Below are 22,914 nucleotides of genomic sequence, written 5' to 3'. Positions count from 1 at the left end.
CTTTCATCCACAGAAACTGACCCACACAGGTTGCGGGTTGCACCTTCTCGTTGCGGTGTTAGAAGGGAAACACTGTTCCGTGTTCAAGGAGAGAAAACGAATGCCGATCCCATCGCTTTCCAACCCGAAAACGCTCGCTGACCAGAGCCGGTTGAAGCTGTTTCCGCTGCAAAGCGGCCCGCAATTCGCCAATGTGAACATTTCCACCGGAGCAAGCGGCATCGTCTTCACCGGTTATACGAGAGATGCGAGCGCCGATAACGACGCCTTTTCCTGCTGCGGCAGCTATACACTGCGCAACTCCGTCCACGCCGCCATTGCCGGCATGACCAGCGACAATTGCACGCTGTTTGCCCTGAAAAGCGTCATCAATCAGCGCCCCTGCCTCGCGGTCGGCGGTTTCGATGCGGAGGGAAAGCCCGTTCAGCTGTCGCAGACGGAATTCGAACAGGTCACCAGACCCCTCTTCAATTTCGCCGACAAGGTTTCGCCGATCCTCGGCAGCGAACCGGCCCCGGGCATTCAGGTGCGCAGCGGCGACGCCTCCTACAATTATCAGGTCGATGCCCGCAGCGGCCGCTTCCGATTCACCTACAAGGACAGCATGAATGGCGGGCTTTTCGGACCATCAGCCGACGGCAATGTTTCGCTTGAGCACGACGGACACCGACTTGCCAGAATAAGTGCGGGTGGCAGCTATAGCCAGTCGGACAATTCGATCAGCGGCTCGGCCTATCGCGACATCGATTCCCGTGGTTTCGACGCGACTGTCCGCAGCGGGCAGGCGTCTGCCATGTTCGGAAGAACCTATACGGAAAACGCCATCACGCGCAAAATCGGCATTGGTTATGGCAACACCTCGTTGCGCCGCGAGGACACGCCCGGCGGAACGATCAAGGAGAGCCTCGAACGCAAGCTGGAAAAAGTCACCCTTGAAGTGTCCCGCACCCGCGACCGGGCGAAAGGCACCGAATATATGCTGACGATCAAGATGCAGCTGTAACACCTTCCCAGGCCGGAGCGGCTCGGACATGCACGGCCGCCGCGATCACGGCCGTGCCGGCTTTAACATGATTATTTTAGTTAAGTATTGAATTTGCGTCTGCCACGGGGTATCGCCTGAAGTTCAATCTCCAGGTCGGTCATGACGCAGCGCGACGACAAATTCCTTTCGGCATTCCTGAAAACCCAGTCGGATATCAAGCGATATCTGACGCGGATGACGGGTTCGCGCGAGGATGCCGAAGATCTTGCCCATGAGGCATGGATCAAGCTGGCGAGAAACAGCTCGAATGCATCCGCAGCACCAGTGCCTTATCTCAAGCGCATCGCCAGGTCGCTGGCAATCGATCACGGGCGGGGCCGCAGGCACCGAGCCACGACCGAACAGATCGAGGATGCCCTTTCCATTCGCGACGAGCGCCCGGGGCCGGACCAGCAGGTGATCGACCGCGACCAGATCCGGCAGCTCATGCGGGTCATCGGTGAGCTGCCGGATCGACAGAGAAAGATGCTGGTCGCGGCGCGGCTGGAATTTCGTCCCTATGCCGAAATCGCGGAAGAGTTCCATGTCTCCACCCGCACGGTGGAAATGGAAATCAACCGCGCCCTCAATTACTGCATCGAGAAAATGGGACATGAGCGGCGCAGATAATTTTCGGATTTACCGTTTGTGATCGTTAGAGCTAATGAGGTTCATGTGAAATTCCGGCATCCAGACGGTTTTTTGATAGGGGTTGCGTGTTGAACGAAGGATCCGATGCGCTCAGAAGAATGGCCACGTCCTTTATCGTCAGGTTGCGCTCCGGCGCGGCCACGGTTGAGGATACGGAGGCGCTCCGCCACTGGCGCAGCCTCAGCGCCGATCACGAACGCGCCTTCATCGAGGCGTCGGCGCTCTGGCGCGATCTTGGCCCGGCTCTGGAGGCGCAGGCGCAGACCCGCGTCAAAGCCACATCCAGACGATCCTTTCTGGTGGGCGGCAGCCTTGCCGCCGGCCTTGCCGGCATTGCCGTCGCGCTGCCGGAACTCGGTTACCTGCCCTCCATCGGCGCAATGCTCGCGGATTTTTCAACTGGCGTCGGCGAACAGCAGAATGTCAGCCTGCCGGATGGATCGACCGCCTTTCTCGATGGCGGCTCCGCCCTGTCGCTGGAGCGCGGCGAACGGCAATTCGATCTCACGGCAGGTGCAGCGGTTTTCACCGTCCAGCAGGCGGCGAATATTCCTTTTGTGGTCAAAGCCGGCAATGGTCGTGTGCAGACCTCTGGCGGCACGTTCAGCGTCACCCACAATGCCAGCGGCGTGACGGTGGAATGCCTGTCCGGCCCGCTCAGCGTGTACTGTCTCGGCGATGCGCAGCTGCTTCCCGGAGAGGCAATCGTCTATTCGAACGCTGGCCTTGGGGAAAAATCGGCAATCGACCTCGAGACGGCATCGGCATGGCGTGAAGGCATGCTGGTCTTCAACAACCGTCCGCTGGAAGACATCGTCGCGAGCCTGAACCGCCACCGGCGCGGCAGGATCATCATTACCCGTCAAAGCCTGCGCTCCCTGCATGTCTCGGGCGTCTTTCAGCTCAACCGGCCGCAGGACATTATCGCCCACCTTGAAGAAACCCTGCATCTTCATGCGGTCGGCGCAGGCGGAATACTGCTGCTCGTCTGAACCGTTCAAACCGGAGACAGCCCTGGATTCCGGACGATCCGAAAAATATTACAAAAAAACTCCACAAATCTTTTCGGGTTCCTGCGCCTCGGTCGTCTTCCCTATCAGAGGCCGCAGCAAGGCGGCGAAATGGAAGGGAAGACGGGGATGACTTTATTGGCGACGGGACATAAATCCGGTGGTCGCGAACGGCGTTTGAGGCTTGCAGCATTCTGCGCATCACTGGCCTGCTCCGTATCCCTATATGTCCACACCCAGGCTGTTGCGCAGGAGCTGCGCCAGTTTTCCATTCCCGCCGGGTCCCTTGATGTGGCGCTGACGCGCTTTGGCGCCGCAAGCGGTATCCAGATTTTCTACGACGCATCGTTGACACGCGGGCTCAAGACCTCCGGCGCGGCCGGTTCCCTGCCGCCGCGGGAAGCACTCGGCAAGCTGCTTGACGGCACCGGCCTCAGCTTCCGCTTCACTGCGCCGGATCGCGTAACGGTTTCCAACGCCTCACAGGCACCGGAGGCAACCTCTGCGGATGGCTCGCTCGTTCTCGAAACAATCACCGTCACCGGCAAGACCGGACGATATGGCAGTCCGGACGCGCCATATGGCAACGATGCCCCGACCGCCTTCATTTCGGGCGAGGATATCGAGCGCTTCCGCGGCTCAAGCCCGGCCGACATGTTTCGTGGCACGGCCGGCGTGATGTCCGGCGAAGCGCGAAACGGTGCCGGTGCCATCGACGTCAATATTCGCGGCATGCAGGGAATGGGCCGCGTCGCCACGACGATCGACGGCGCGGAAAATTCCGTGACGGTCTATCAGGGTTATCAGGGCGTCTCGAACCGCACCTATGTCGATCCCGATTTCATCGCCGGTGTAGACATTACCAAGGGAGCCGATGCCGCTTCCTTCGGCAATGCCGGATCGGTGGCGATGCGAACGGTCGGCGCCGACGACATCGTCAAGCCGGGCGAGAAATGGGGGCTAAAGGTCAAGGGCGGCTTCGGCACCAATTCGTCCAGCCCGACCGAAGGCGCGTTGAGCGGCTATAGCTACCAGTCTGGCGCAGGCACCGCGACACCGTCCGCCGACGGCATGGACAAGCCAGCCTTCCTGAAGCCGACGACCGGTTCCGGCAGCGTCATCGGCGCTTACAAGGGCGAGGACATCGATGTCGTCGCCGGATATGCGCATCGCCGTCAGGGCAATTATCACGCCGGCAGCCATGGTCCTGTCGCGTCCCCGAAAAACATCGGCGACACGAAATATTGGGGCGGCACTCTGCCCAACACGATGATCAATGAAGGCCTGGTCAACTATCGCGGCGGCGAGGAAGTCCTCAATACCGAGCTGGAAACGCAATCGCTTCTGGCGAAGGTCACGGCGCGTCTATCAGACGACCAGACATTCCAGATCGGTTACATGGGATACAGAAGCGAGGCCGGAGACAGGCTTGCCTCGCGGCTGACCTCGAATACCGGACAGGCGCAGCAGCAGGACCAGACCGTCAGCACCAGCCTCGATACATTTACCGCCAGATACAATTGGAACCCCGAAGACAATGACCTCATCGACTTCAAGTCGAATTTCTATTTCAACCATCTCGAAGTCCGCAACCCCGTGCGCGGCGGGCGTGGCCTGACGCCGGAGAAGATCGGCCTGCCATCGGGCTTCCGGGTGGGCACCGATACCAATATGTGGGGAGCGGAGATTACCAACCGCTCGCAATTCAGCCTGGATTACGGCGATTTCGACCTGAACTACGGATTTTCCTACCGCGCCGAAGACACAAAAGGCAGCGACCACACGGCCGTTCTGGAGGGCTGGCTGACACCGCGCGACGCCATCCGCCATGAAGGTGCAGCCTTTGCCAAGGCAGCTTACAAGCCGGTGGACTGGCTCACCCTTAATGGCGGCCTGCGATACTCCCATTATTGGGTTGAAGACCGATTTGATCCCTATGAGCGTTACCAGGTGCAGGGCAAGCCGGTTGGCCTGAAAGTGGATGATGGCGGGTTCAGCCCGTCTGCCGGAGTGACGCTGGAACCGTTCGACAACACCCAGTTCTACGTCAATTATTCGAATACGCTGCGCTCGCCATCCATCATTGAATCTGTCTCGGCCTTCAACAGTGTTATCGCAAATTCGGGTGTCCTGCCGGAACGCTCCAGCAACTGGGAAATCGGCACCAACATCATTCGCGACGGCATCTTCTCCGACGATGACACCGCCATGATCAAGTTCGGTTATTTCAACTGGGATGTGAAGAACTACATCTCGCGAACCGTCGTGACCGAACCGCAGCTGACGCTGAATATCGGCAATATTCCGCGCGCCAAATTTTCCGGTCTCGAACTTTCCGGCCGTTACACCAATGGCGGATTTTCGGCCGATCTTTCTGCAAACTACTTCCTGAATGTCGAATATTGCCGCACGACGCAGACCTGCGACAGCAAGTCTCTCTATGGCGACTATGCGACGAACCATGTTCAGCCGGAATATACGGTCGACCTGACACTTTCGCAGAAATTCCTCGAGGACCGGCTGACGGTCGGGGGCCGCATCTCCTATGTCGGCCCGCGCGCCATCGGTCACGGCGACGTCACAGCGCAGGGCGCGTCGGAATTCATCGCGCTTGTCGACTGGGAGCCCTATACGCTGGTCGATCTGTTTACCGAATACAAGATCAACGACAACATGACAGCGAGCCTGCGGGTGGAGAACCTGTTCGACCGTTTTTATGTCGATCCGCTCGGCCTCGTCACGCAGCCCGGTCCCGGCCGCACCATCTATGCCAGCCTTACCGCGACGATCGGCGGCGGCGAGGCCCTGCCCGGCCTTTCGCCCTTCAGCAGCCCGACGGACGCTTCCTTCGTGCGTGACTGGACCGGCTTCCATGTGGGTGCCCATGCGGGCGGCGATTTCCTGAATTTTGCGGGAAATACGACCTCGCTGGATGGCACATTCAACGGCGCGGCCGCACGGGAATCCGCTGATTTCAACCTGCGGGGTGGCGCATTCGGATTACAGGCCGGTTATGACCGGCAGCTGGAAAACGGCGTCGTCGTCGGCGTCGAAGCCGATTACACCAAGGCCTATCTTCGTGGCATCGAAAAGTTCGGTTCCACCGATCCGGTGCTGGCGAAGAGCGGCCACCTGGACGCAACGACCAGCTACGATATCGACTGGACGGCCGGTCTGCGGGCGAAGCTCGGTTACGCCGTGAATGACAAGCTGCTCGTTTACTCCACCGCCGGTCTGGCGCTGGCGAAAGAAACCCAGTGGCGCGACCAGTATATTTCAGACGGCGCGAGCGCGACCAATCCTCTCGGCTCCGAAACGACGGCATTCTTCGTGGAGAAGGCTTCCGGAACACGTGCCGGCTTCACCGTCGGCCTCGGCGCGGAATATGCGCTGAACGACAATTGGTCGATCCGTGCGGATTACAGCTACAGCCATTTCCGCGCCAAATCGTTCAAGTTCAAGAACGCCCGTGCCGGCACCGGCAAAGACTATCGCACCAGCGAACAGACCGGCACCGAGATGGTCGATCCCGGCTTAAAGAATGATCCGAACATGGCCTGGCTTTGCGATTCCATGCCGGAAATCTGCGAGCCCTATGAATCACCGATCTACGAATATGTGGACCATGTCGGGACATCCGGAATTGTAAACGGTCGCAATGCCTCGAACTCGTTGAACCTGCATGCCATCAAGGTCGGGTTGAACTATCGCTTCTGAGGAACCTCTCCTCAAACTTTCGAGCCGTGCGCCTGCCTGCCGCGCGGCTCACAGAAACATAAGGTCGCTCACGAAACAGGACGATTGAGAATGGTTTCGCAACTCGCCGGATTGCCGATGATCTCGCTGGTCTTGATGATGGAGCCGGCATCCGCCGTGATCTTGATGATGCAATCGCGGCGGTGTTCCTTGATTTTCATACCCTCGGTCTGCGTCATCTGGGTCTGTCCATCCACGGACTTGTATTCACGCCGGTTGCTCAGCCCGGCATAGGTCTCCACGTCAACCTTCAGCCAGTAGGATTCGGTTGCGCCCTTTTCGATAACCACCTTGTTGGGGCGACCAAGCCTGGCAATGGCCGCGTCCTGCGGCTGCCCCACGAAGGCTGCGACCGTGCGGGAAATATCGGTTTCTCCGGTTGAGGTGCAGGCGGTGACAATCATCAGCGCAGCCGCCAGACATCCGGTTTCAATCCATCTCATTTTCAATCGTCCCCTCGCAAAATATCGCCAGCCGCATAGCTTGCCTACTGCCGCTGCGGCGCAAATCTAGGGTCAATGATTTTATGCTGAAAGGAGGGCGGACCGAAATCCCGATCAACTTGTTATGATCGACGGGCGTCAAGCGCCTCTATCTGTTGCGGAACACGGTGCAGGGGACGCCGGCCTGCCGGATCTCTCCGCAGAGCCTGTTGGCTTCGGCGCGGGTCTCACGGCCGATGCGGGCGGCATAACGCGGGCGCGAGCCGAAATTCCCGCCTCTTTGCCTGATGATGAGGGCACGTTCCGCATTGAGGGGTTCCGACAATCCGCCAATCGCGCGGGTAAACAGCCGGTTCGCCACAGCCGGATTGTAATGCGCCGCAAGCTGCACACCCCAGGGCGCCCAGTCGGCCGAGGAGATGAGAACGGGATCGTTCATGGTACGGGTGTCGGCCAGACGCAGGCAGGCATCGAGGAAGGAACGGGCCTCATCCAGCGCCGGGGCGGCCTTTTCCGGCGGGTTGTCTTTCCAGTTCTCGACAGGATATCCGGTGATGGCAAACACGTAATCGCGGGTTTCCATCGGCAGGCGGCCGGTGGCGATGAATGTCCGCAACCCCGCCTCACCGGCATTATAGGCCGCGGCGGCAAGACCGAAATTGCCGAATTGACCATTCAGCTCGGAGAGATAACGCGACGACGCCTCAAGCGCGGCAATGATGTTGAAACTGTCCTCGAGACCACGCAGCCTTGCCGTTCCGGGCATGAACTGCGCAATACCCTCGGCCCCTTTCGGGCTGACCGCATCGGCGCGGAACAGGCTTTCGCGCCAGATGAGCCGGGCGAAATAATCCGGCGGCACGGCGTAACGTCCGGCCAAAACCTCGATGGCATGACACAGATCGCTATTGTAGCTGCCCACCCGAATGCACAGTTCCGGCGCAACGGCATGGCTATAGGCACAGGCGTTTTTCCCCGCTGCCGGCTCTTCAGCCCGGGCGGCACCGCCGGCTGTCACCAGCAGGCAGAAGACGAGAACGACACGGCCTGTCCATATCCCTGCCAAGCAAACGACCCCACACTTTCAGACGCAAAGCACCGATTATCGGCAATCGCGAAAATATGCCCCGACCTTCGGTCCTGTTCAATGGTCGTTTCGGTTTCGCGCTGCCGATGTGCATCCGCGCTATCAAAAGGCTCGGCGTAAAACATCCAGCCGGCCCGATTGCCGGACCGGCTGGACTTGTCATTTACCCGCTCTGGCGAGAAGCCGTCTAGAACTCCTGCCATTCATCGTGATTGAGGGCAATCGCAACAGAACCACGCGCCGCAACGGACCGGGATACCGGACGGCGCGATTGAGCCGGCGCCGGCCGCATCTCCGGGCTGCTTCGTGAGGAAGATGCCGAACGCGGAGCCTCATCGAACCTGAATTGCCCCAGAAGCTCGAACAAGGCCGTTGCTTCCCGCGCAAGGCTGTGGCTGGCGGCAGTCTGCTCCTCCACCATCGCAGCGTTCTGCTGTGTGCCCTGATCGACGGTATTGACCGCCTGATTGATTTCGGCAAGTGCGGTGGACTGTTCACGGGCGGCTTCGACAATCGCCACGACATTGCTGTTGATATCACGAACCTGCGCCGCGATTTCCTGCAGCGCCGATCCCGCTTTGGTAACCAGACCGACGCCGTTTTCCACCTGCGAGCCGGACGCGTTGATCAGGCTCTTGATTTCCTTCGCAGCCGTTGCCGAGCGCTGCGCCAGCTCGCGCACTTCCTGCGCGACGACTGCAAAACCCTTGCCCGCTTCACCTGCACGCGCCGCTTCCACGCCGGCATTCAGCGCAAGCAGATTGGTCTGGAAGGCGATCTCGTCGATCACGCCGATAATGTTGGAAATCTCGCGCGATGATTTTTCTATCTGATCCATGGCGCCGATCGCATCGCGCACCACCTGGCCCGAATGTTCGGCATGGTCGCGGGCCCGGGCGACGATCGTGCCGGCCTCTTCGGCCCGGCGGCTGGAATCGTTGACGGCGGTGGTGATCTCCTCCAGCGCCGCGGCAGTCTCCTCGATAGAGGCGGCCTGCTGTTCCGTGCGTTTGGCAAGATCATCGGCGGCGGAGCGTATCTCGTTGGAGCCCGAGGAAATCGCGCCGGCATTTTCAGATACCAGCGTCATCGCTCTCTTCAGCTTTTCCGAGGCTGCGTTGAAATCCGTCCGCAATCTCTCAAGCGAGGGGATGAATGGCTTGTCGATGCTCTGCGACAGATCGCCATCAGCCAGGTCTGTGAGACACTGCGCGAGCTTTTCGACATTTTCGACACGACCGGTCACGTCGGTCGCAAATTTGACGACCTTGAACACCTTGCCGTTCAGATCGAAGATCGGATTATAGGAGGCCTGAATGAAGACCTTGCGGCCCCCCTTGCCGAGCCGCATGAATTCATCCGCCACGAGATCACCGCCGCCGAGCCTTTCCCAGAACTGCTTATACTGCGTCGACTGCGTATAGGCCGGTTCGCAGAACATCGAATGATGCCTGCCCTGCACTTCCGCCAGCGAATAACCCAGCGCCGCCAGAAAATTCTCGTTGGCCGTCAGGACATCGCCATCAGGTGAAAATTCGATGATGGCCTGCGCCCGCGACAGGGCGTCGATCTTGCCCGCATCTTCCGCCGCCTTCAGCTTGCGCCCGGTGATGTCGGTGGCGATCTTGATCACCTTCACCGGCTTGCCGCGGCGAAACACCGGATTATAGGAGGCCTCGATCCAGACTTCCCGGCCGCCCTTGCCGAGGCGCTTATATTGCTGCTGGTCGAACTGACCGGCGGAAAGCTTTGCCCAGAAGATCTTGTAGTCCTGCGAAGACACAAGCGCGGGCTCGACGAACATGCTGTGATGCCTGCCGACGATTTCCGCAAGCTCATAACCGAGCGCACGACAGAAATTTTCGTTGGCGGTAAGAATTTTCCCGGAAAGGTCAAATTCTATGATGGCCTGAGATTTAGAAAGCGCGGCAAGAACCGCGAAAGCATTGGCACCACGATCAAGAAAACTCACGCGCGATCCTCCGATGGCAGACAAATGATTCTCTATTAAAATCATTCAATAATATTACTGTTACAATATTAAATAATATTTAAGAATAAGGTTTATGTTCCATCACGCAGACTACAAAATTCATGCCGAATTTAAACCCACCACCGTTTCTTTCCTTAGCCGCATCCACTCACACCAAGGCCATGAGACCGTTGTAACAAGGACGTATTATTGCTGTTTATACTCTGCGCATCAGACGAATCGGATAAGGCTGTCCTTCGCTGATACGTTGCGGCTTGCCACTGTTTTCGGGAGAAACCATGATTGACGTTGCAACCGCGCTCGCCGTATGGGCCTATATTGCCGGATTTCTATTTTTGACGGCGCGATTGGCGAAGCAGATGGGAGAACCGATCTGGCTTTTCGCAAAGGGCCGTGAGCGACAGGCTGTTCCCGCCATGCTCTTCCGCCTCGCTTTTCTCCTCGGCGCTCTGCTGCCGCTCATCACCCTGTGGCTGGAGCCGCAAAATCCGGTCTGGCTTCTGAACCGCAGCGATCTTGGTGCCGCAATCCGGATTGGCGGCATGGTAATGGTGCTGGCCGGCGGCCTCATCGCGCTTTATGCGCAGAACCATATGGGCAGGTCATGGCGCATCGGCGCGGCCGAGGGCCATCTTGGCACGATCGTGGATACCGGTCCTTTCGGCCGTTCCAGAAATCCGGTCTTTGTCGGTCAGATCGTGCTGTTTGCCGGGCTGGTGCTGGTGTTTCCATCGCCTCTACAGCTTGTTGTCGCCATCGCTCTTGTCATCGCCGTGTCGCTGCAGGTGACTATTGAAGAACGTGTGCTGACGAAAGAGCTTGGTCCGGCATATGACGCCTATCGGCGCCGGGTGCGGCGCTGGCTTTGACGATAGTCAAACCGGAACCGTGGCGCGGCCTTCAGCTTTTTCGGAACATTCATCCGTCGCAGGCATTTTATGCCGAATGGGGGGCCGGCCATGGGCCGGCGAATTTCCTTGCCTGTTCAGGCAAGATGACGAGTTCCAACCTGGAGGAGCAAGCAGATGAAAAAGAACACGATCTGTATCTGGTACGACAAGGACGCCGAGGCCGCCGCCAGATTTTACGCCGAGACCTTTCCCGACAGTGCGGTCACCGCCGTTCACCATGCGCCGAGCGATTACCCCTCCGGCAAGAAGGGCGATGTGCTGACGGTGCAGTTCACCGTGGCCGGCGTTTCCTGCATCGGGCTTAACGGTGGATCGGCCTTCAAACAAAGCGAGGCTTTCTCGTTCCAGATATCGACCGAAGATCAGGAAGAAACCGATCGCTACTGGAACGCCATCGTCGGCAATGGCGGCGAGGAAAGCGCCTGCGGCTGGTGCAAGGACAAGTGGGGCGTCTCCTGGCAGATCACCCCGCGCGTGCTGATGGACGCCATGGCCGCCGGCGGCGCGGAGGCCAAACGTGCCTTCGAGGCGATGATGGACATGAAGAAAATCGACGTCGCCGCCATCGAAGCCGCACGCCGCGGTTGACGCTCCCGCACTATTCAGCAGTAAGTAGCGAAATTAACGGGAACCCGGAAACACCCGAAAAATAAGGGAAAATCCGATTTCTCGGAATTAATCGCCTTTCCCCGCCGCGCAGATCGTCCTGCGCGGCAAGTCATCATAAAACGTTCAACAAAGTGTAAGCGATCCGTCAAAGACGGCTGTTAGCAGAGCCCGTGGCTTCGTGCTGGGAACATGATGTTCTTGCCGATCATGCCATCATCCATCAACGGGGCTCAACTCATGAAATCTTCCGCTCTGACCTCTTTCGTGGCCGGCGTCGCCATTGCTGCCGCCTTCGGCGCCACGGCTGCCCACGCAGAAAAGACCAAGTTCGAATTCTGGTACGGCCTTTCCGGCGATCTTGGCGATCGCGTTCAGGAAACCTGCAAGAAGTTCAACGATTCGCAGGCTGAATTCGAAATCGTCTGCACCTCGCAGAACGATTACGACGCCACGCTGCAGAACACCATTGCCGCCTATCGCGCCAAGAAGCAGCCCGCCATCACCCAGATCTACGATGCCGGCACGCTGGACATGATGCTGTCCAAGGCTTTCGTTCCCGCCAAGAAACTGATGGCCGACAACGGCTACAAGATCGACTGGGACAATTATTTCCCCGGCATCGCCAACTATTATGCCACCGCTGCGGGCGAGCTGAACTCGTTCCCCTATAACTCCTCGACCGCGATGTTCTATTACAACATCGACGCTTTCGAAAAAGCTGGCATCACCTTCAAGCCGGATACCTGGGAACAGGTTCAGGAAGCCGCTACGAAGCTCAAGGCCGCCGGCTTTGAATGCCCGCTGGCCTTCAACTTCGACACCTGGATGCTGATGGAGCAGTTCTCGGCCATCCATAACCAGCCGATCGCCACCAAGGGCAACGGTTACCAGGGCCTCGACGCCGAACTGACGATCAACAAGACGAAGTTCGTCGATCACGTCAAGTTCTTCAAGAAGATGCAGGACGAGAAGCTCTTCGTCGTCAAGACCAAGCAGCTCGGCATGGACATTCTGCCCGCCTTCACCTCGCAGACCTGCCAGATGTTCATGACCTCGATCGCCAATCACGGCACCGTCGCCAAGACCATGCCGGAAGGCGTGAAGTGGGACGTTGCCATGCTGCCGGTCTGGAAAGGCACTGAACGTCATAACTCGCTGGTCGGCGGCGCGTCGCTATGGGTCATGGCCGGCCGTCCGGATGCCGAATACAAAGGTGCAGCCGCGTTCCTGAACTTCATCGCCCAGCCGGAGATGGTTCAGTGGTGGTCGACCGTCACGGGCTACATCCCGGTCACCAAGACCGGCTTCGACGCCATGAAGGCCAATGGTTTCTACGACAAGGCTCCCTATAAGGGCCGTGAAAAGGCCATCGAAAGCCTGACGTTTACGCCGCCTTCGGAATATACCCGTGGTATCCGCCTTGGCGGTTTCACGCAGATCCGCAAGGAAGTCGCCACCTCGCTCGAAGCCATCTTCATGCAGAATGCCGATGTTCAGGCTGAACTCGACAAGGCTGTCGAGCGCTCGAACGCCGGCCTGCGCCGCTTCGAAAAGACTTATGCCGGCGCCAAGCTGAACTAAGTTTCCGTAACTTTTCGAAGGACTTGCCCTTAGAATTTCAAGCTTTAGGGCAAGTCCACCCATCTCTCCAGTATTGCCGGTTTTTTTATGGAAAAGCGCGCCGTCTTCAAAAGCACGTGGTTGCCCGTGCTATTCGCCCTGCCACAGCTTCTGCTGATCTTCCTGTTCTTTTATTGGCCCGTGGCGGCGGTCATCAACTGGGCCTTCACGCTCGAACCACCTTTCGGCGGCGCTGCGGAATTTGTCGGTCTCGCCAATTTCGAGGAGACCTTTCTCGATCCGCTTTATTGGCATTCGGTGCTCGTCAGCATGGTCTTCGCCATTGCCGGCCCATTCTTCACCATTCTCATCGGCCTCGTTCTGGCGCTTTGCGTCGATCGTGCGCTGCCCGGCTCCAGTTTCTTCAGGGTGCTTTATATCCTGCCCTTCGCCATCGCCGGTCCCGCCGCAGGCATGGCCTTCCGCTTCATCCTGTCGCCGGAACGCGGCCTTGCCGCCTCCCTCAACGCCTGGTGGCCGGATATCTGGAACCCGGCCAAATACGGCGAGCACGCGCTGATCCTCGTCATCGCCATCTTTGTCTGGAAATGGGCGGGTTATACCTTCATCTTCGTGCTCGCCGGCCTGCAATCGGTGCCGCGCTCCTTGACGGAAGCCGCCGCCATGGACGGTTCCGGCCCCATTCGCCGCGCCATCGACATTCAGGTGCCGCTGCTTGCCCCCACTTTGTTCTTCCTGACCGTCATCATGATGACCGAAGGCTTCGTCGGGGCCGATACGTTCGGCATCGTCGCCTCCACCACCGAAGGCGGCCCCAACCGCGCCACCGAGGTGATGGTTTACCGCATCGTCAGCGAAGCCTTCGAGGGGCTGAACTATTCCGGCGCCTCGGCGCAGAGCCTTGTCCTCATCGGTCTCATCATGATTTTCACCTTCGTCCAGTTCCGCTTCGTCGAGCGGCAAGTCCATTACAAGTGAGGCGGCGATGATCCAGCGCACACCCTATGCCGACGCCCTGACCTACGCGATCATGGTGGTAGGTTTTTTCCTGCTCATCGGCCCGTTCATCGTCGTCATTTCCGGCGCCAGCCAGACGATCCAGCAGGTCAATAGCGTACCGTTCAACTTCATGCCGCAAGGCGAATTTTTCGCCAATGCCGAGGCAGCCTGGAAACGCGCCAATCTCGGCAACGCCCTCCTGAACAGCATGATCATGGCAACGCTGGTCACGATCGGCAAGGTAGCCCTTTCGGCCTGCACAGCCTTTGCCATCGTGTTCTTCCGCTCGCCGCTCAAACATCTGTTCTTCTGGACGGTGTTCATCACCCTGATGTTGCCGCTGGAAGTGCGCGTCGTGCCGACCTATTCGGTGGCCGCCGATCTTTTCCAGCCGTTCCGCGCCATTCTGGGGCTGTTCGGCATTGAGGTGACGGTTGAGTGGAACCTGCTGAACTCGTATGCCGGCCTCACCTTGCCGCTGGTCGCCACGGCCACCGGCACCTTCCTCTACCGGCAATTCTTCATGACGGTCCCTGACGAACTGGCCGAAGCCGCCCGCATGGACGGTTCAGGCGCCGTGCGCTTCTTTGTCGACATGCTGCTGCCGCTGTCGCGCACCAACATGCTGGCGCTCACAACCATCATGTTCGTTTATGCCTGGAACCAGTATCTCTGGCCGCTGCTGATGGTCACCGATCCCTCCTACAAGACGGTGATGATGTCGCTACGCGCGCTGTTGCCGGCCGAAGACGGCACGCCGGACTGGAACGTCACGCTCGCCGGTTCCCTTATCATCATCACCCCGCCGCTTCTCGTCGTGGCCTTCCTGCAACGCTGGTTCGTCCGCGGCCTCGTCTCGTCCGACAAGTGACGGCACGGCGCGTGGTTTTCAACAACAAGGTTCTCCTATCATGGCTCAGATCGATATTCGCCAGGCCCGCAAATCCTATGGCAAGACCCAGACCCTGCACGGCGTGAATCTCTCTTTCGAATCCGGCGAATTCGTCGTCATTCTCGGCCCGTCGGGCTGCGGAAAATCCACGCTTCTGCGCATGATCGCCGGGCTGGAAGAGATCACATCAGGCGAAATCGCCATTGGCGGGCGCGTCGTCAACAAGCTGGAACCGCGTGAGCGCGGCTGCGCCATGGTGTTCCAGAATTACGCGCTTTACCCGCATATGTCGGTCGCCGGCAATATTGGTTATGCACTGAAGGTCGCCGGTGTTGCCAAGGCCGAGCGCCTGCGCCGCATCGAGGAAACCGCAAAGATCGTCGGCCTTACCGATTATCTGGAGCGCAAGCCGGCCGCCCTTTCCGGCGGCCAGCGCCAGCGTGTGGCCATGGCCCGTGCGATCATCCGCGAACCGCAGGTCTTCCTGTTCGATGAGCCGCTCTCCAACCTCGACGCCAAGCTGCGTGTCACCATGCGCGCCGAAATCCGCAAGCTGCATCAGCGCCTGTCCGCCACCTCCGTTTTCGTCACCCATGACCAGGTGGAGGCGATGACGCTGGCCGACCGGCTGGTGGTGATGAACAAGGGCAATGTCGAACAGGTCGGCCATCCGCTCGATATCTATCATCGCCCGGCCACCACCTTCGTCGCATCCTTCATCGGCTCGCCGGCCATGAACCTGTTTACGACAAGGGTCGAAGTCGAATCGCCTGCCGTGATGCTGGGTGGCGCTGCCGTCAGGCTCTTCCCTGAAACCGGTCTCGAACTGCGCGGCCGCGACCTGACCGTGGGCATCCGCCCGGAACAGTGCCTTGTCAGCACGGAAGAAGGCGCGGGCGTACCGGCGATCGTCGATTTCGTCGAAGAACTCGGCTCCGGCCGCATCGTGCATGCCGAGATCGCCGGTGAAACCTTCTCCGCCGCAATCGGCGAAGACCTTTCGGTCAAACCCGGCCAGCGCATCCACCTCACCATGCCGCCTGCGCACCTGCACTTCTTCGACCCCGCCACCGGCAAGCGGATCGAAACGGAAGGAGCAAACGAAGCCAACAATGTCGGCAAGGAGACATTGCTGGCGGTCTAAAAGACAAGGGCTTTCGGCTTATCCCTTCACGCCTGACGAAATCATGATGGCCTCCGTCACGCGTCGCTGGAAGATAACGTAAGCGATGATGACCGGTAGCGCTGCCAGCATTGCAACGGCCATCAGGCGCGCATAGGCAACACCGAAGGCGTCGTTGACCTGCGTGATACCGACGGGGATGGTCATCATGTTTTCAGAGGTGACGACGAGGAAGGGCCAGAAGAAGGCGTTCCACACGGAAATGAAGGTCACGATCGCCATGGCGGTCGTGATCCCCCAGTTGAGCGGCAGATAGACCCGGAACAGGATCGTGTATTCGCCGCCGCCATCCAGCACCACCGCTTCGCGCATCTCCTTCGGCACGCTGTCGAAGAACTGCTTGTAGACGATGATGACGATGGGGGTGATCAGCTGCGGCAGGATGATGCCCGCCCAGGTGTTGATGAGGTTGAGGTTCTTCATCAGGATGAACTGCGTGACGACAAGCGTCTGTGCCGGCACCATGAAACTTGCCAGCACGATGCCATAAAGCAGCCGCCGGCCGGGAAAGCGGATCTGCGACAGCGCATAGGCACACAGCATCGAAATGAACAGGACGGACACCGTGACGATGACGGCGGTGCCGATGGAATTGACATACCAGGTCAGCAGCCGCGTGTTGAAGATCGCGTTCACATAGGCGCCCAGCTGGAACTCGTCCGGAAGCAGCGATGTGTTGCCGGCAACATTCTCATCGGAACGAAGCGACGTGACGAAACTCCAGTAGAGCGGAAAAATCCACACCAGCGCTGCCGAAAAGGTCAGCAGGGTCAGAACGATGTTCTCGAGTTTTCTGGTCGGGCTCATGAGTTCCTCCGGATGCGCAGCAGCTGGAACTGAAGAACGGAAACAATGACGATCAACAGGAAAAGCACGGTCGCAACCGCCGAGGCATAACCGCCATTGTTCATCTGGAAGGCCTCCCGGTAGACCTTGAGCAGAAGCACAAAGCTGGAATTGAACGGGCCGCCGCCGCTCAGAAGATAGATCTGGTCGAATATCTTCAGTTGCAGGATCAGTTGCAGCGTCAGGACAAGTGCTGTCACGGGCCACAGGAGCGGCCAGGTAACGCGGCGGAAGCGCTGCCAGGTGGTGGCGCCATCCAGCGCCGCGGCTTCATAAAGCTCGGTTGGAATATTGCGCAGGCCGGCTATGAACAGCAGCACGTTAAAACCGTTTGTCCACCAGATGGTGACGACAGCGACCATCGGCATCACCCAATAGGGGTTCTTGAAGACAGCGACCGGCTTGCCCGCCAGCAGCGAAATGACCGGCTGCAGAACACCGAATTGCAGATCGAGCATCCAGGCCCAGATCTCCGTCACCACAGAAACCGGCAATACGTAAGGCAGGAAAAACAGGCTCATGGCGATTGTCTGCCCGATGCCCGACAGCCGGCTGACGGCGAGTGAAATCATCAGCGCGATGATGGTGGTCGGCACCACGGTCAAGAGAACGAAATAACCGTTGTTCTTCAGCGAGGTGAGAAACAGGCGGTCGCCCAGCAGTTTCGCATAGTTCTCAAACCCGACCCAGTTTCCCTCGCCGATCAACGGCGCATCGGTAAAGCTGATGCGCACCATCTCGATTAGCGGATAAAGGAAGAAGGTGGCGAAGACGACGATAAATGGCGTCACCATCGACAGCGCGATCAGCGACTTCTTCCGCCGGTTTTCAATCATTGCCATTAAATGCCTCCGGGCCTCTGCGCATTGCGCGATGCCCTCCAGCCATTGGGGCCGGAGGGCAGGCGTGGATTACTTGAGTTTGCCCTGAAGTTCGGACTGGATCTGCTCGACGGCTTCCGCGCTGCCAACAAAACCCTGAATGGCCGGTGCGATGACGTTGAGCGCCGCGTCATAGGCCGGCGAGGCAACCCCGGTAATCGTGGTCTTGGGGTCAAACACCGCCGCCTCCGCCAGCGTGGCATAGGTGGCGTTGGGCTGCATGGCCTTGTAGTCACTGCTTTCGGTGATCGATTTATAAGCCGGAATATGTCCGGCATCGGCCCAGCTGATGGCGTGTTTTTCCATCCAGCCGATCACCGTCATGACGGCGGCGCGTTTTTCGCCGGAAACCGTGTTGTCGCCTTCATTGGGGATTGCGAAAGCGTGGGAATCCGCCCAGGTGGCGCGTTTGCCCATCAAAGGCGGCACTTCCACCGCACTCCATTTGAAACCGAGCTTGCCGTTCTTTTCCAGATCCTTGTAAGTCGGCACTTCCCAGACGCCATTCAGCTGGAAGGCGGATTTGCCGGCGGAAAACAGCGCCACCGAGGCCTCATATTCCGCCTGTTCCGGCGCCCAGCCGTTTTCCCGCCATCTGGACATTGTGTCGATGGCTTTGGCGGCCTTTTCGGCATTGTCGCCGGCCAGAACCTCCTTGCCGGTGACGAGTTCGCCACCCTGCTGCGACAGCAGCGTGTAAAACACCCGCCAGACCCCGCCTTCACCGCCCGACTGATAGGTGATCGGCGTTTGCACGCCATTTTCCTTCGCCCAGGCCAGCGCCTTTTCGAAATCCTCGATCGTCTTGATGCCGGTCAGCTTGCCTTCGGCATCGAGATAGGGAGAGCCCTTCAGAAGATCGGCATTGTAATAAAGAACGAGGGCGTGAATATCGAACGGCACGGCGTAAAGCTTGCCGTCCTGGGTGGCCGCCTCCACCGGTGCGCTGAAGAAATCTTCCGTCTTCAACCCGGCATCTTCAAGATCCTTCGCGGTGATTTCGCTCAGCACTTTTTCTTCAAGGCCAAGCGGCGCGCGCGACAGGTGGTAGGTCATGATATCCGGTCCCGCGCCCACGGCAGAGGCCGTTCGCACCTTGGTGTAAAAGGGAACGCCCCATTCCAGCGTCGTGCCCTTGATCTGGATATCGGGATGTTCCTTGTTGAAGGCCTCGATCAGCGCCTTCATGCGCACGCCGTCACCACCGGCCAGAAAGTCCCACCAGATGATATCCTGTTTCGCAAGCGCCGGCATGGCGGTCAAACCCAGAACCGTGCCGATAAGCAATGTCTTGATCAATCGCATCGTTATTCCTCCCGTTTCTTGAAACACCCCGTCAGGGGATGGTTTGCTGCATCGACAGGCGCCTCCTCGCGCCTATCGCAACCTTTTGCCGTCGCTATCGAAAACCAGAATCCTGTCGGGCGAGGCGCTGAGCGAGACGGACCGGCCATCCAGCTGCTCCCGGGAGCCCTGCCGCTGCACGACAAGCTCCTTTCCCGCCCCGGTGCGGGTGTAGAGGTAAGACAGATCGCCAAGCTCCTCTGCCACCTCGACGATGACAGGCAAGGCGCCTTCATCCGTGATCGCCAGATGTTCGGGCCTGATGCCGATCTCGAGCCGCTGGCCGGGCGAAACCGGCTGTGACAACCGCGCTTCGAGAGGCCGCTCGCCGCCTTCGAGCGTCAGCGTCACGCGGCCATCGCGCTGCTCCACCACATCGGCCTGCAGGAAATTCATCGCCGGCGACCCGATGAAGCCCGCCACGAAACGATTGTCGGGATCGTCATAAAGCGTGAGCGGTGCCCCCGCCTGCTGCACGATGCCGCCCTTCAGCACGAAGATCCTGTCGGCAAGCGTCATCGCCTCCACCTGATCATGCGTGACATAGATCATGGTCGCGCCGAGCTTGCGGTGAAGCCGTGTCAGTTCCAGCCGCATCTGGACACGCAGTTCCGCGTCCAGATTGGACAGGGGTTCATCGAACAGAAAGACCTTCGGCTGTCGCACGATGGCGCGGCCGATGGCCACACGCTGCCTCTGGCCGCCGGAAAGCTGGGAGGGCCTTTTGTGCAGATGTTCGTCGAGCTGCAGGATACGGGCGGCCTCGCCCACCCTCTCATTCACCTCCGCCTTCGGCCGGCGGGCAAGCCGCAGGCTGAAAGCCATGTTCTCGAACACCGTCAGATGCGGATAGAGCGCATAGTTCTGGAAGACCATCGCCACGCCGCGATCCGCCGGTTCGACCGCTGTGACGTCGCGGTCGTCAATGGCGATACGGCCGCCACTGGTTTCCTCAAGCCCGGCGATCATGCGCAACAGGGTGGATTTTCCGCAACCGGAAGGCCCCACGAACACCGCGAAGCTGCCAGTCGGGATTTCCATCGAGACGTCCCGGATCGCTGCGAACGATCCGAAGGACTTGGCGATATTGTTGAGACGGACACCCATGACCGCCTCACTGAACCTTCAGGCGCAGCACATGATAGGACAGCGCCGGCACGGAGCCTTTGAGCGCCCCATCCTCGACGGCGACACCGCTGCCCGGCACCGGCACGACGCGGTCGGGCTGGTCGGGGCCGTTTCCGACCCGCAGGTCATATCCCGCCATCGCAAGATGCAAGCTGAGCGACGCGGACGAAAAGCCGGTAAGGCTGACATTGAGCTCTGCCGCCTCGGTGAGATGGCGGTTGAGGACAAACAGCGTCACCACGCCCTCGTTTTCATCGAACACGCCCGCGACATCGAGATATTTGACGTCGTCAGCCGCGTTGCAATCATAGGTCGGGCAATCGACCGCGACATTCAGCGCAACACCACGGCCATAAAGCGAGGCGAACTGATAGGGATAATAGATCGTCTGGCGCCAGGCCGGCCCGTTCTTTTCCGCGCGGATGGGGGCGATGACGTTGACGAGCTGGGCGATGCAGGCGATGCGCACCCGGTCTGAGCGGCGAATAAACTCATTGAGCAGGCCGGCAACGAAGAGAGCATCCTCGAAATTATAGGTCTCTTCCAGCAGCGCCGGCGCTTCCGGCCAGTCCCAGCTCTTGATGCGTTTGCTGTCGTCTTCACGGATATGGTACCAGACGTTCCATTCGTCGAAGCAGATGGAGACATCGTTCTTGGCGCGCTTCTTGGCCTTTACATAGTCGATGACGCCGGCAATCGTCTGGATATAACGACCGGTCTCTTCGATCTTGCCGAAATAATTCAGCGTGTCGCGGCTGTTATTGCCGAAATATTTGTGCAGCGAGATATGATCGACATTCTCGTAGCATTCTTCCAGCACCTCGCGTTCCCATTCGGGATAGGTCGGCATGCCGTCGTTGGAACTGCCGCAAACAATCGCTTCAATTGTCGGGTCGAAGCCTTTGAAAGCCTTGGCGGTTTCATTGGCCAGCCGGCCATATTCCACCGCCGTCTTGTGGCCGATCTGCCAGGGGCCGTCCATCTCGTTGCCGAGGCACCACATCTTCACGCCATGCGGTTTCTCTGTGCCGTGGCTGCGGCGCAGATCGCTAAGTTCGGTGCCACCAGGAAAATTCACATATTCAAGGAAGTTGCGGGCATCATCCAGGCCGCGGGAGCCGAGATTGACGGCCAGCATCATCTCGATGCCTGCCATTGAGGCCCAGTCCGCAAATTCGTTGACGCCAATCTGGTTGGTTTCCTTCGACCGCCAGGCAAGGTCCAGGCGGATAGGCCGCTTGTCGCGGGGACCAATGCCGTCTTCCCAGCGATAGGCCGATACGAAATTGCCACCGGGATAACGGATGGCGGGAATTTTCAGGTCCTGCACAAATTTCAGGACATCCCGGCGAAAGCCGTTCTCATCCGCCTGCGGATGGCCAGGCTCGTAAATCCCGCCATAGATCGCCCGCCCCATATGCTCGATGAAGGCGGAATATAGGCGATCGTCGATACGCCCAATCCGGAAATCCCGGTGGACTGAAACCCGCGCTTTCATAGGCTCTCCTCCCTGCGCATTTATATCTTAAAATATGGTATGAACCATATTTGATAATATAGTTGCCGAGGGAATCCGCGCCTGTCAACCGCGAAAATCATACTTTTAAAATTTGAAATGCTCAGTCTGCCGTGCGCAGGCGCAGGACGATGTCCTGATCGTAATTTCCGAAACCCCGGCCGAAGATATTCAGCCCGCCCGGATGTTTCGCGTCGGCCTTGACCTCGATGCGCAGCCGGATGGAACGATGGCTCACCAGATCGATATCCTCAAGCGTCACATCCGAGATGCGGGTGCCGTCGACATAGGTTCCCTGCGCGGTGATGCGCCAGGTTTTGAGCATGCCATATTGGGAACCGGAGAGTTTCCACCAATCGGGCGTATACACACCCCGCTTGTCACCGAAGTCACCCGGCGAGGTCCACACGCCGATTTCCCTGCCATTGACGGAGAGGGTTATGTCCGATGGCCAGTTGCTGTGCGTTCCCGGCACCTCGGAACTGACCTCCATCGAAAACTCGATTTCCTCGACGTTTCGGCCTTGAATCTTGGCATTATTGGGGAATTGATATTCCACGAAGCCCGACGTCAACCATAAGAGCGCCGTCTTCATACGATCAGGGTCCATGAACGTATCGGGCACATCGAGAAGCCCGATAATACCATCAGGCGAACAGATGCCGCAGGGTGCCGTTACCGAACTCTGCGTATAGAGACCAAGCGGCATGGCCACCGCAATGTAATTGGAGGCGGCCGGCGTCTCGGGTTTTCGGAACGATACGATGAGTTCATCGCAGGTGGCGAAGCAGATTTTCTGGCTGCCCTTGCGCGCCTTGCGCGTCTCGGTTCGCAGCAACCCGGCTTCTTCAAGAACCGCCACGCCGGCGGAAACGGTGGACTGGGGTAACTCCAGTCGCTGCGCGATCTCGTTGACATTCAGACCGCTCGTCTCATGCAGCAGCTTCAATATCTGCACGCGGATCAACGATGCGGCCGCTTTCAGGACATCGAATTCTTTTTCAGCATCAACCAGGAGGAAATTGGGGGCCATTCTCTAATCTTCAGATTTATCGATCCA

At 59.0% G+C, this 22,914-nt stretch carries 19 protein-coding genes; 10 read left to right on the top strand and 9 right to left on the bottom strand.

The window, feature by feature from the left end:
• Positions 1–100: 100 nt before the first annotated feature.
• The 4 genes from DXT96_RS23665 to DXT96_RS23650 all read left to right on the top strand — a co-directional run bounded on the left by DXT96_RS23665 (position 101) and on the right by DXT96_RS23650 (position 6,402).
• A complete protein-coding gene (locus tag DXT96_RS23665; protein ID WP_153516723.1) occupies positions 101–1,003 on the top strand; it encodes a hypothetical protein in 903 nt (300 codons plus the stop codon).
• A 141-nt stretch (positions 1,004–1,144) separates the two neighbouring features.
• A complete protein-coding gene (locus DXT96_RS23660) occupies positions 1,145–1,654 on the top strand; it encodes an RNA polymerase sigma factor (protein ID WP_065116490.1) in 510 nt (169 codons plus the stop codon).
• Between the two features lie 86 nt (positions 1,655–1,740).
• On the top strand, positions 1,741–2,667 hold the full coding sequence (locus DXT96_RS23655; RefSeq protein ID WP_371418984.1) for a FecR domain-containing protein: 927 nt from the start codon (positions 1,741–1,743) through the stop codon (positions 2,665–2,667).
• A gap of 147 nt (positions 2,668–2,814) precedes the next feature.
• Positions 2,815–6,402, top strand: coding sequence for a TonB-dependent receptor domain-containing protein (locus DXT96_RS23650; RefSeq protein WP_246670636.1), 3,588 nt, complete (start codon positions 2,815–2,817; stop codon positions 6,400–6,402).
• Positions 6,403–6,470: 68 nt separating this feature from the next.
• Here the strand turns inward: DXT96_RS23650 and DXT96_RS23645 are convergent, their stop codons facing one another.
• The 3 genes from DXT96_RS23645 to DXT96_RS23635 all read right to left on the bottom strand — a co-directional run bounded on the left by DXT96_RS23645 (position 6,471) and on the right by DXT96_RS23635 (position 9,943).
• Complete coding sequence (locus tag DXT96_RS23645) at positions 6,471–6,884, bottom strand: hypothetical protein (RefSeq protein WP_153516722.1); 414 nt, start codon at positions 6,882–6,884, stop codon at positions 6,471–6,473.
• A gap of 148 nt (positions 6,885–7,032) precedes the next feature.
• The gene (locus DXT96_RS23640) at positions 7,033–7,941 is read right to left on the bottom strand and encodes a lytic transglycosylase domain-containing protein (protein ID WP_371418989.1); all 909 of its coding nucleotides are present in this window, start codon (positions 7,939–7,941) and stop codon (positions 7,033–7,035) included.
• 217 nt (positions 7,942–8,158) lie between these two features.
• Positions 8,159–9,943 carry a methyl-accepting chemotaxis protein gene (locus tag DXT96_RS23635; protein ID WP_371418983.1) on the bottom strand — a complete coding sequence of 595 codons (1,785 nt, stop codon included), beginning with the start codon at positions 9,941–9,943 and terminating at the stop codon, positions 8,159–8,161.
• 299 nt (positions 9,944–10,242) lie between these two features.
• Here DXT96_RS23635 and DXT96_RS23630 point away from each other — a divergent pair, with 299 nt between their 5' ends.
• From DXT96_RS23630 to DXT96_RS23605, 6 genes are all read left to right on the top strand, one after another.
• Positions 10,243–10,833 (top strand): isoprenylcysteine carboxylmethyltransferase family protein, encoded by a 591-nt coding sequence (locus tag DXT96_RS23630; protein WP_153516719.1) that lies wholly within the window; start codon positions 10,243–10,245, stop codon positions 10,831–10,833.
• 156 nt (positions 10,834–10,989) lie between these two features.
• A complete protein-coding gene (locus tag DXT96_RS23625; protein WP_149901427.1) occupies positions 10,990–11,463 on the top strand; it encodes a VOC family protein in 474 nt (157 codons plus the stop codon).
• 258 nt (positions 11,464–11,721) lie between these two features.
• Entirely contained in the window at positions 11,722–13,065 is a 1,344-nt protein-coding gene (locus DXT96_RS23620) for an extracellular solute-binding protein (protein WP_046800504.1), read from the top strand.
• Positions 13,066–13,152: 87 nt separating this feature from the next.
• Entirely contained in the window at positions 13,153–14,043 is an 891-nt protein-coding gene (locus DXT96_RS23615) for a carbohydrate ABC transporter permease (protein ID WP_149901428.1), read from the top strand.
• 7 nt (positions 14,044–14,050) lie between these two features.
• On the top strand, positions 14,051–14,935 hold the full coding sequence (locus DXT96_RS23610; RefSeq protein ID WP_153516718.1) for an ABC transporter permease subunit: 885 nt from the start codon (positions 14,051–14,053) through the stop codon (positions 14,933–14,935).
• A gap of 40 nt (positions 14,936–14,975) precedes the next feature.
• Entirely contained in the window at positions 14,976–16,100 is a 1,125-nt protein-coding gene (locus tag DXT96_RS23605; protein WP_153516717.1) for a sn-glycerol-3-phosphate import ATP-binding protein UgpC, read from the top strand.
• 18 nt (positions 16,101–16,118) lie between these two features.
• Here the strand turns inward: DXT96_RS23605 and DXT96_RS23600 are convergent, their stop codons facing one another.
• The 6 genes from DXT96_RS23600 to DXT96_RS23575 form a co-directional block, all read right to left on the bottom strand.
• Positions 16,119–16,946 carry a carbohydrate ABC transporter permease gene (locus tag DXT96_RS23600; RefSeq protein ID WP_046800433.1) on the bottom strand — a complete coding sequence of 276 codons (828 nt, stop codon included), beginning with the start codon at positions 16,944–16,946 and terminating at the stop codon, positions 16,119–16,121.
• Positions 16,943–17,827 (bottom strand): carbohydrate ABC transporter permease, encoded by an 885-nt coding sequence (locus DXT96_RS23595; protein ID WP_194287728.1) that lies wholly within the window; start codon positions 17,825–17,827, stop codon positions 16,943–16,945. The genes DXT96_RS23600 and DXT96_RS23595 overlap by 4 nt, the downstream gene beginning before the upstream one ends.
• A 69-nt stretch (positions 17,828–17,896) precedes the next feature.
• On the bottom strand, positions 17,897–19,171 hold the full coding sequence (locus tag DXT96_RS23590; RefSeq protein WP_153516716.1) for an extracellular solute-binding protein: 1,275 nt from the start codon (positions 19,169–19,171) through the stop codon (positions 17,897–17,899).
• A 72-nt stretch (positions 19,172–19,243) separates the two neighbouring features.
• Complete coding sequence (locus tag DXT96_RS23585; protein ID WP_153516715.1) at positions 19,244–20,317, bottom strand: ABC transporter ATP-binding protein; 1,074 nt, start codon at positions 20,315–20,317, stop codon at positions 19,244–19,246.
• Between the two features lie 7 nt (positions 20,318–20,324).
• The gene (locus tag DXT96_RS23580; protein WP_153516714.1) at positions 20,325–21,836 is read right to left on the bottom strand and encodes an alpha-N-arabinofuranosidase; all 1,512 of its coding nucleotides are present in this window, start codon (positions 21,834–21,836) and stop codon (positions 20,325–20,327) included.
• A 121-nt stretch (positions 21,837–21,957) separates the two neighbouring features.
• Complete coding sequence (locus DXT96_RS23575; RefSeq protein WP_149901434.1) at positions 21,958–22,887, bottom strand: transcriptional regulator; 930 nt, start codon at positions 22,885–22,887, stop codon at positions 21,958–21,960.
• Positions 22,888–22,914: the final 27 nt, after the last annotated feature.

The organism is Agrobacterium sp. ICMP 6402, from assembly GCF_009498615.1.
Taxonomy (GTDB): Bacteria; Pseudomonadota; Alphaproteobacteria; order Rhizobiales; family Rhizobiaceae; genus Agrobacterium; species Agrobacterium burrii.
This window is presented reverse-complemented; position numbering and strand designations above follow the sequence as displayed.

Excerpts from the sequence above, each read along its gene's own strand:
- DXT96_RS23630 (WP_153516719.1), top strand. The coding sequence starts at position 10,243 with ATGATTGACGTTGCAACCGCGCTCGCCGTATGGGCCTATATTGCCGGA.
- DXT96_RS23620 (WP_046800504.1), top strand. The coding sequence starts at position 11,722 with ATGAAATCTTCCGCTCTGACCTCTTTCGTGGCCGGCGTCGCCATTGCT.
- DXT96_RS23575 (WP_149901434.1), bottom strand. The coding sequence starts at position 22,887 with ATGGCCCCCAATTTCCTCCTGGTTGATGCTGAAAAAGAATTCGATGTC.
- DXT96_RS23585 (WP_153516715.1), bottom strand. The coding sequence starts at position 20,317 with ATGGGTGTCCGTCTCAACAATATCGCCAAGTCCTTCGGATCGTTCGCA.
- DXT96_RS23615 (WP_149901428.1), top strand. The coding sequence starts at position 13,153 with ATGGAAAAGCGCGCCGTCTTCAAAAGCACGTGGTTGCCCGTGCTATTC.
- DXT96_RS23580 (WP_153516714.1), bottom strand. The coding sequence starts at position 21,836 with ATGAAAGCGCGGGTTTCAGTCCACCGGGATTTCCGGATTGGGCGTATC.
- DXT96_RS23590 (WP_153516716.1), bottom strand. The coding sequence starts at position 19,171 with ATGCGATTGATCAAGACATTGCTTATCGGCACGGTTCTGGGTTTGACC.
- DXT96_RS23665 (WP_153516723.1), top strand. The coding sequence starts at position 101 with ATGCCGATCCCATCGCTTTCCAACCCGAAAACGCTCGCTGACCAGAGC.
- DXT96_RS23660 (WP_065116490.1), top strand. The coding sequence starts at position 1,145 with ATGACGCAGCGCGACGACAAATTCCTTTCGGCATTCCTGAAAACCCAG.
- DXT96_RS23645 (WP_153516722.1), bottom strand. The coding sequence starts at position 6,884 with ATGAGATGGATTGAAACCGGATGTCTGGCGGCTGCGCTGATGATTGTC.
- DXT96_RS23605 (WP_153516717.1), top strand. The coding sequence starts at position 14,976 with ATGGCTCAGATCGATATTCGCCAGGCCCGCAAATCCTATGGCAAGACC.
- DXT96_RS23625 (WP_149901427.1), top strand. The coding sequence starts at position 10,990 with ATGAAAAAGAACACGATCTGTATCTGGTACGACAAGGACGCCGAGGCC.
- DXT96_RS23600 (WP_046800433.1), bottom strand. The coding sequence starts at position 16,946 with ATGAGCCCGACCAGAAAACTCGAGAACATCGTTCTGACCCTGCTGACC.
- DXT96_RS23610 (WP_153516718.1), top strand. The coding sequence starts at position 14,051 with ATGATCCAGCGCACACCCTATGCCGACGCCCTGACCTACGCGATCATG.
- DXT96_RS23595 (WP_194287728.1), bottom strand. The coding sequence starts at position 17,827 with ATGGCAATGATTGAAAACCGGCGGAAGAAGTCGCTGATCGCGCTGTCG.
- DXT96_RS23650 (WP_246670636.1), top strand. The coding sequence starts at position 2,815 with ATGACTTTATTGGCGACGGGACATAAATCCGGTGGTCGCGAACGGCGT.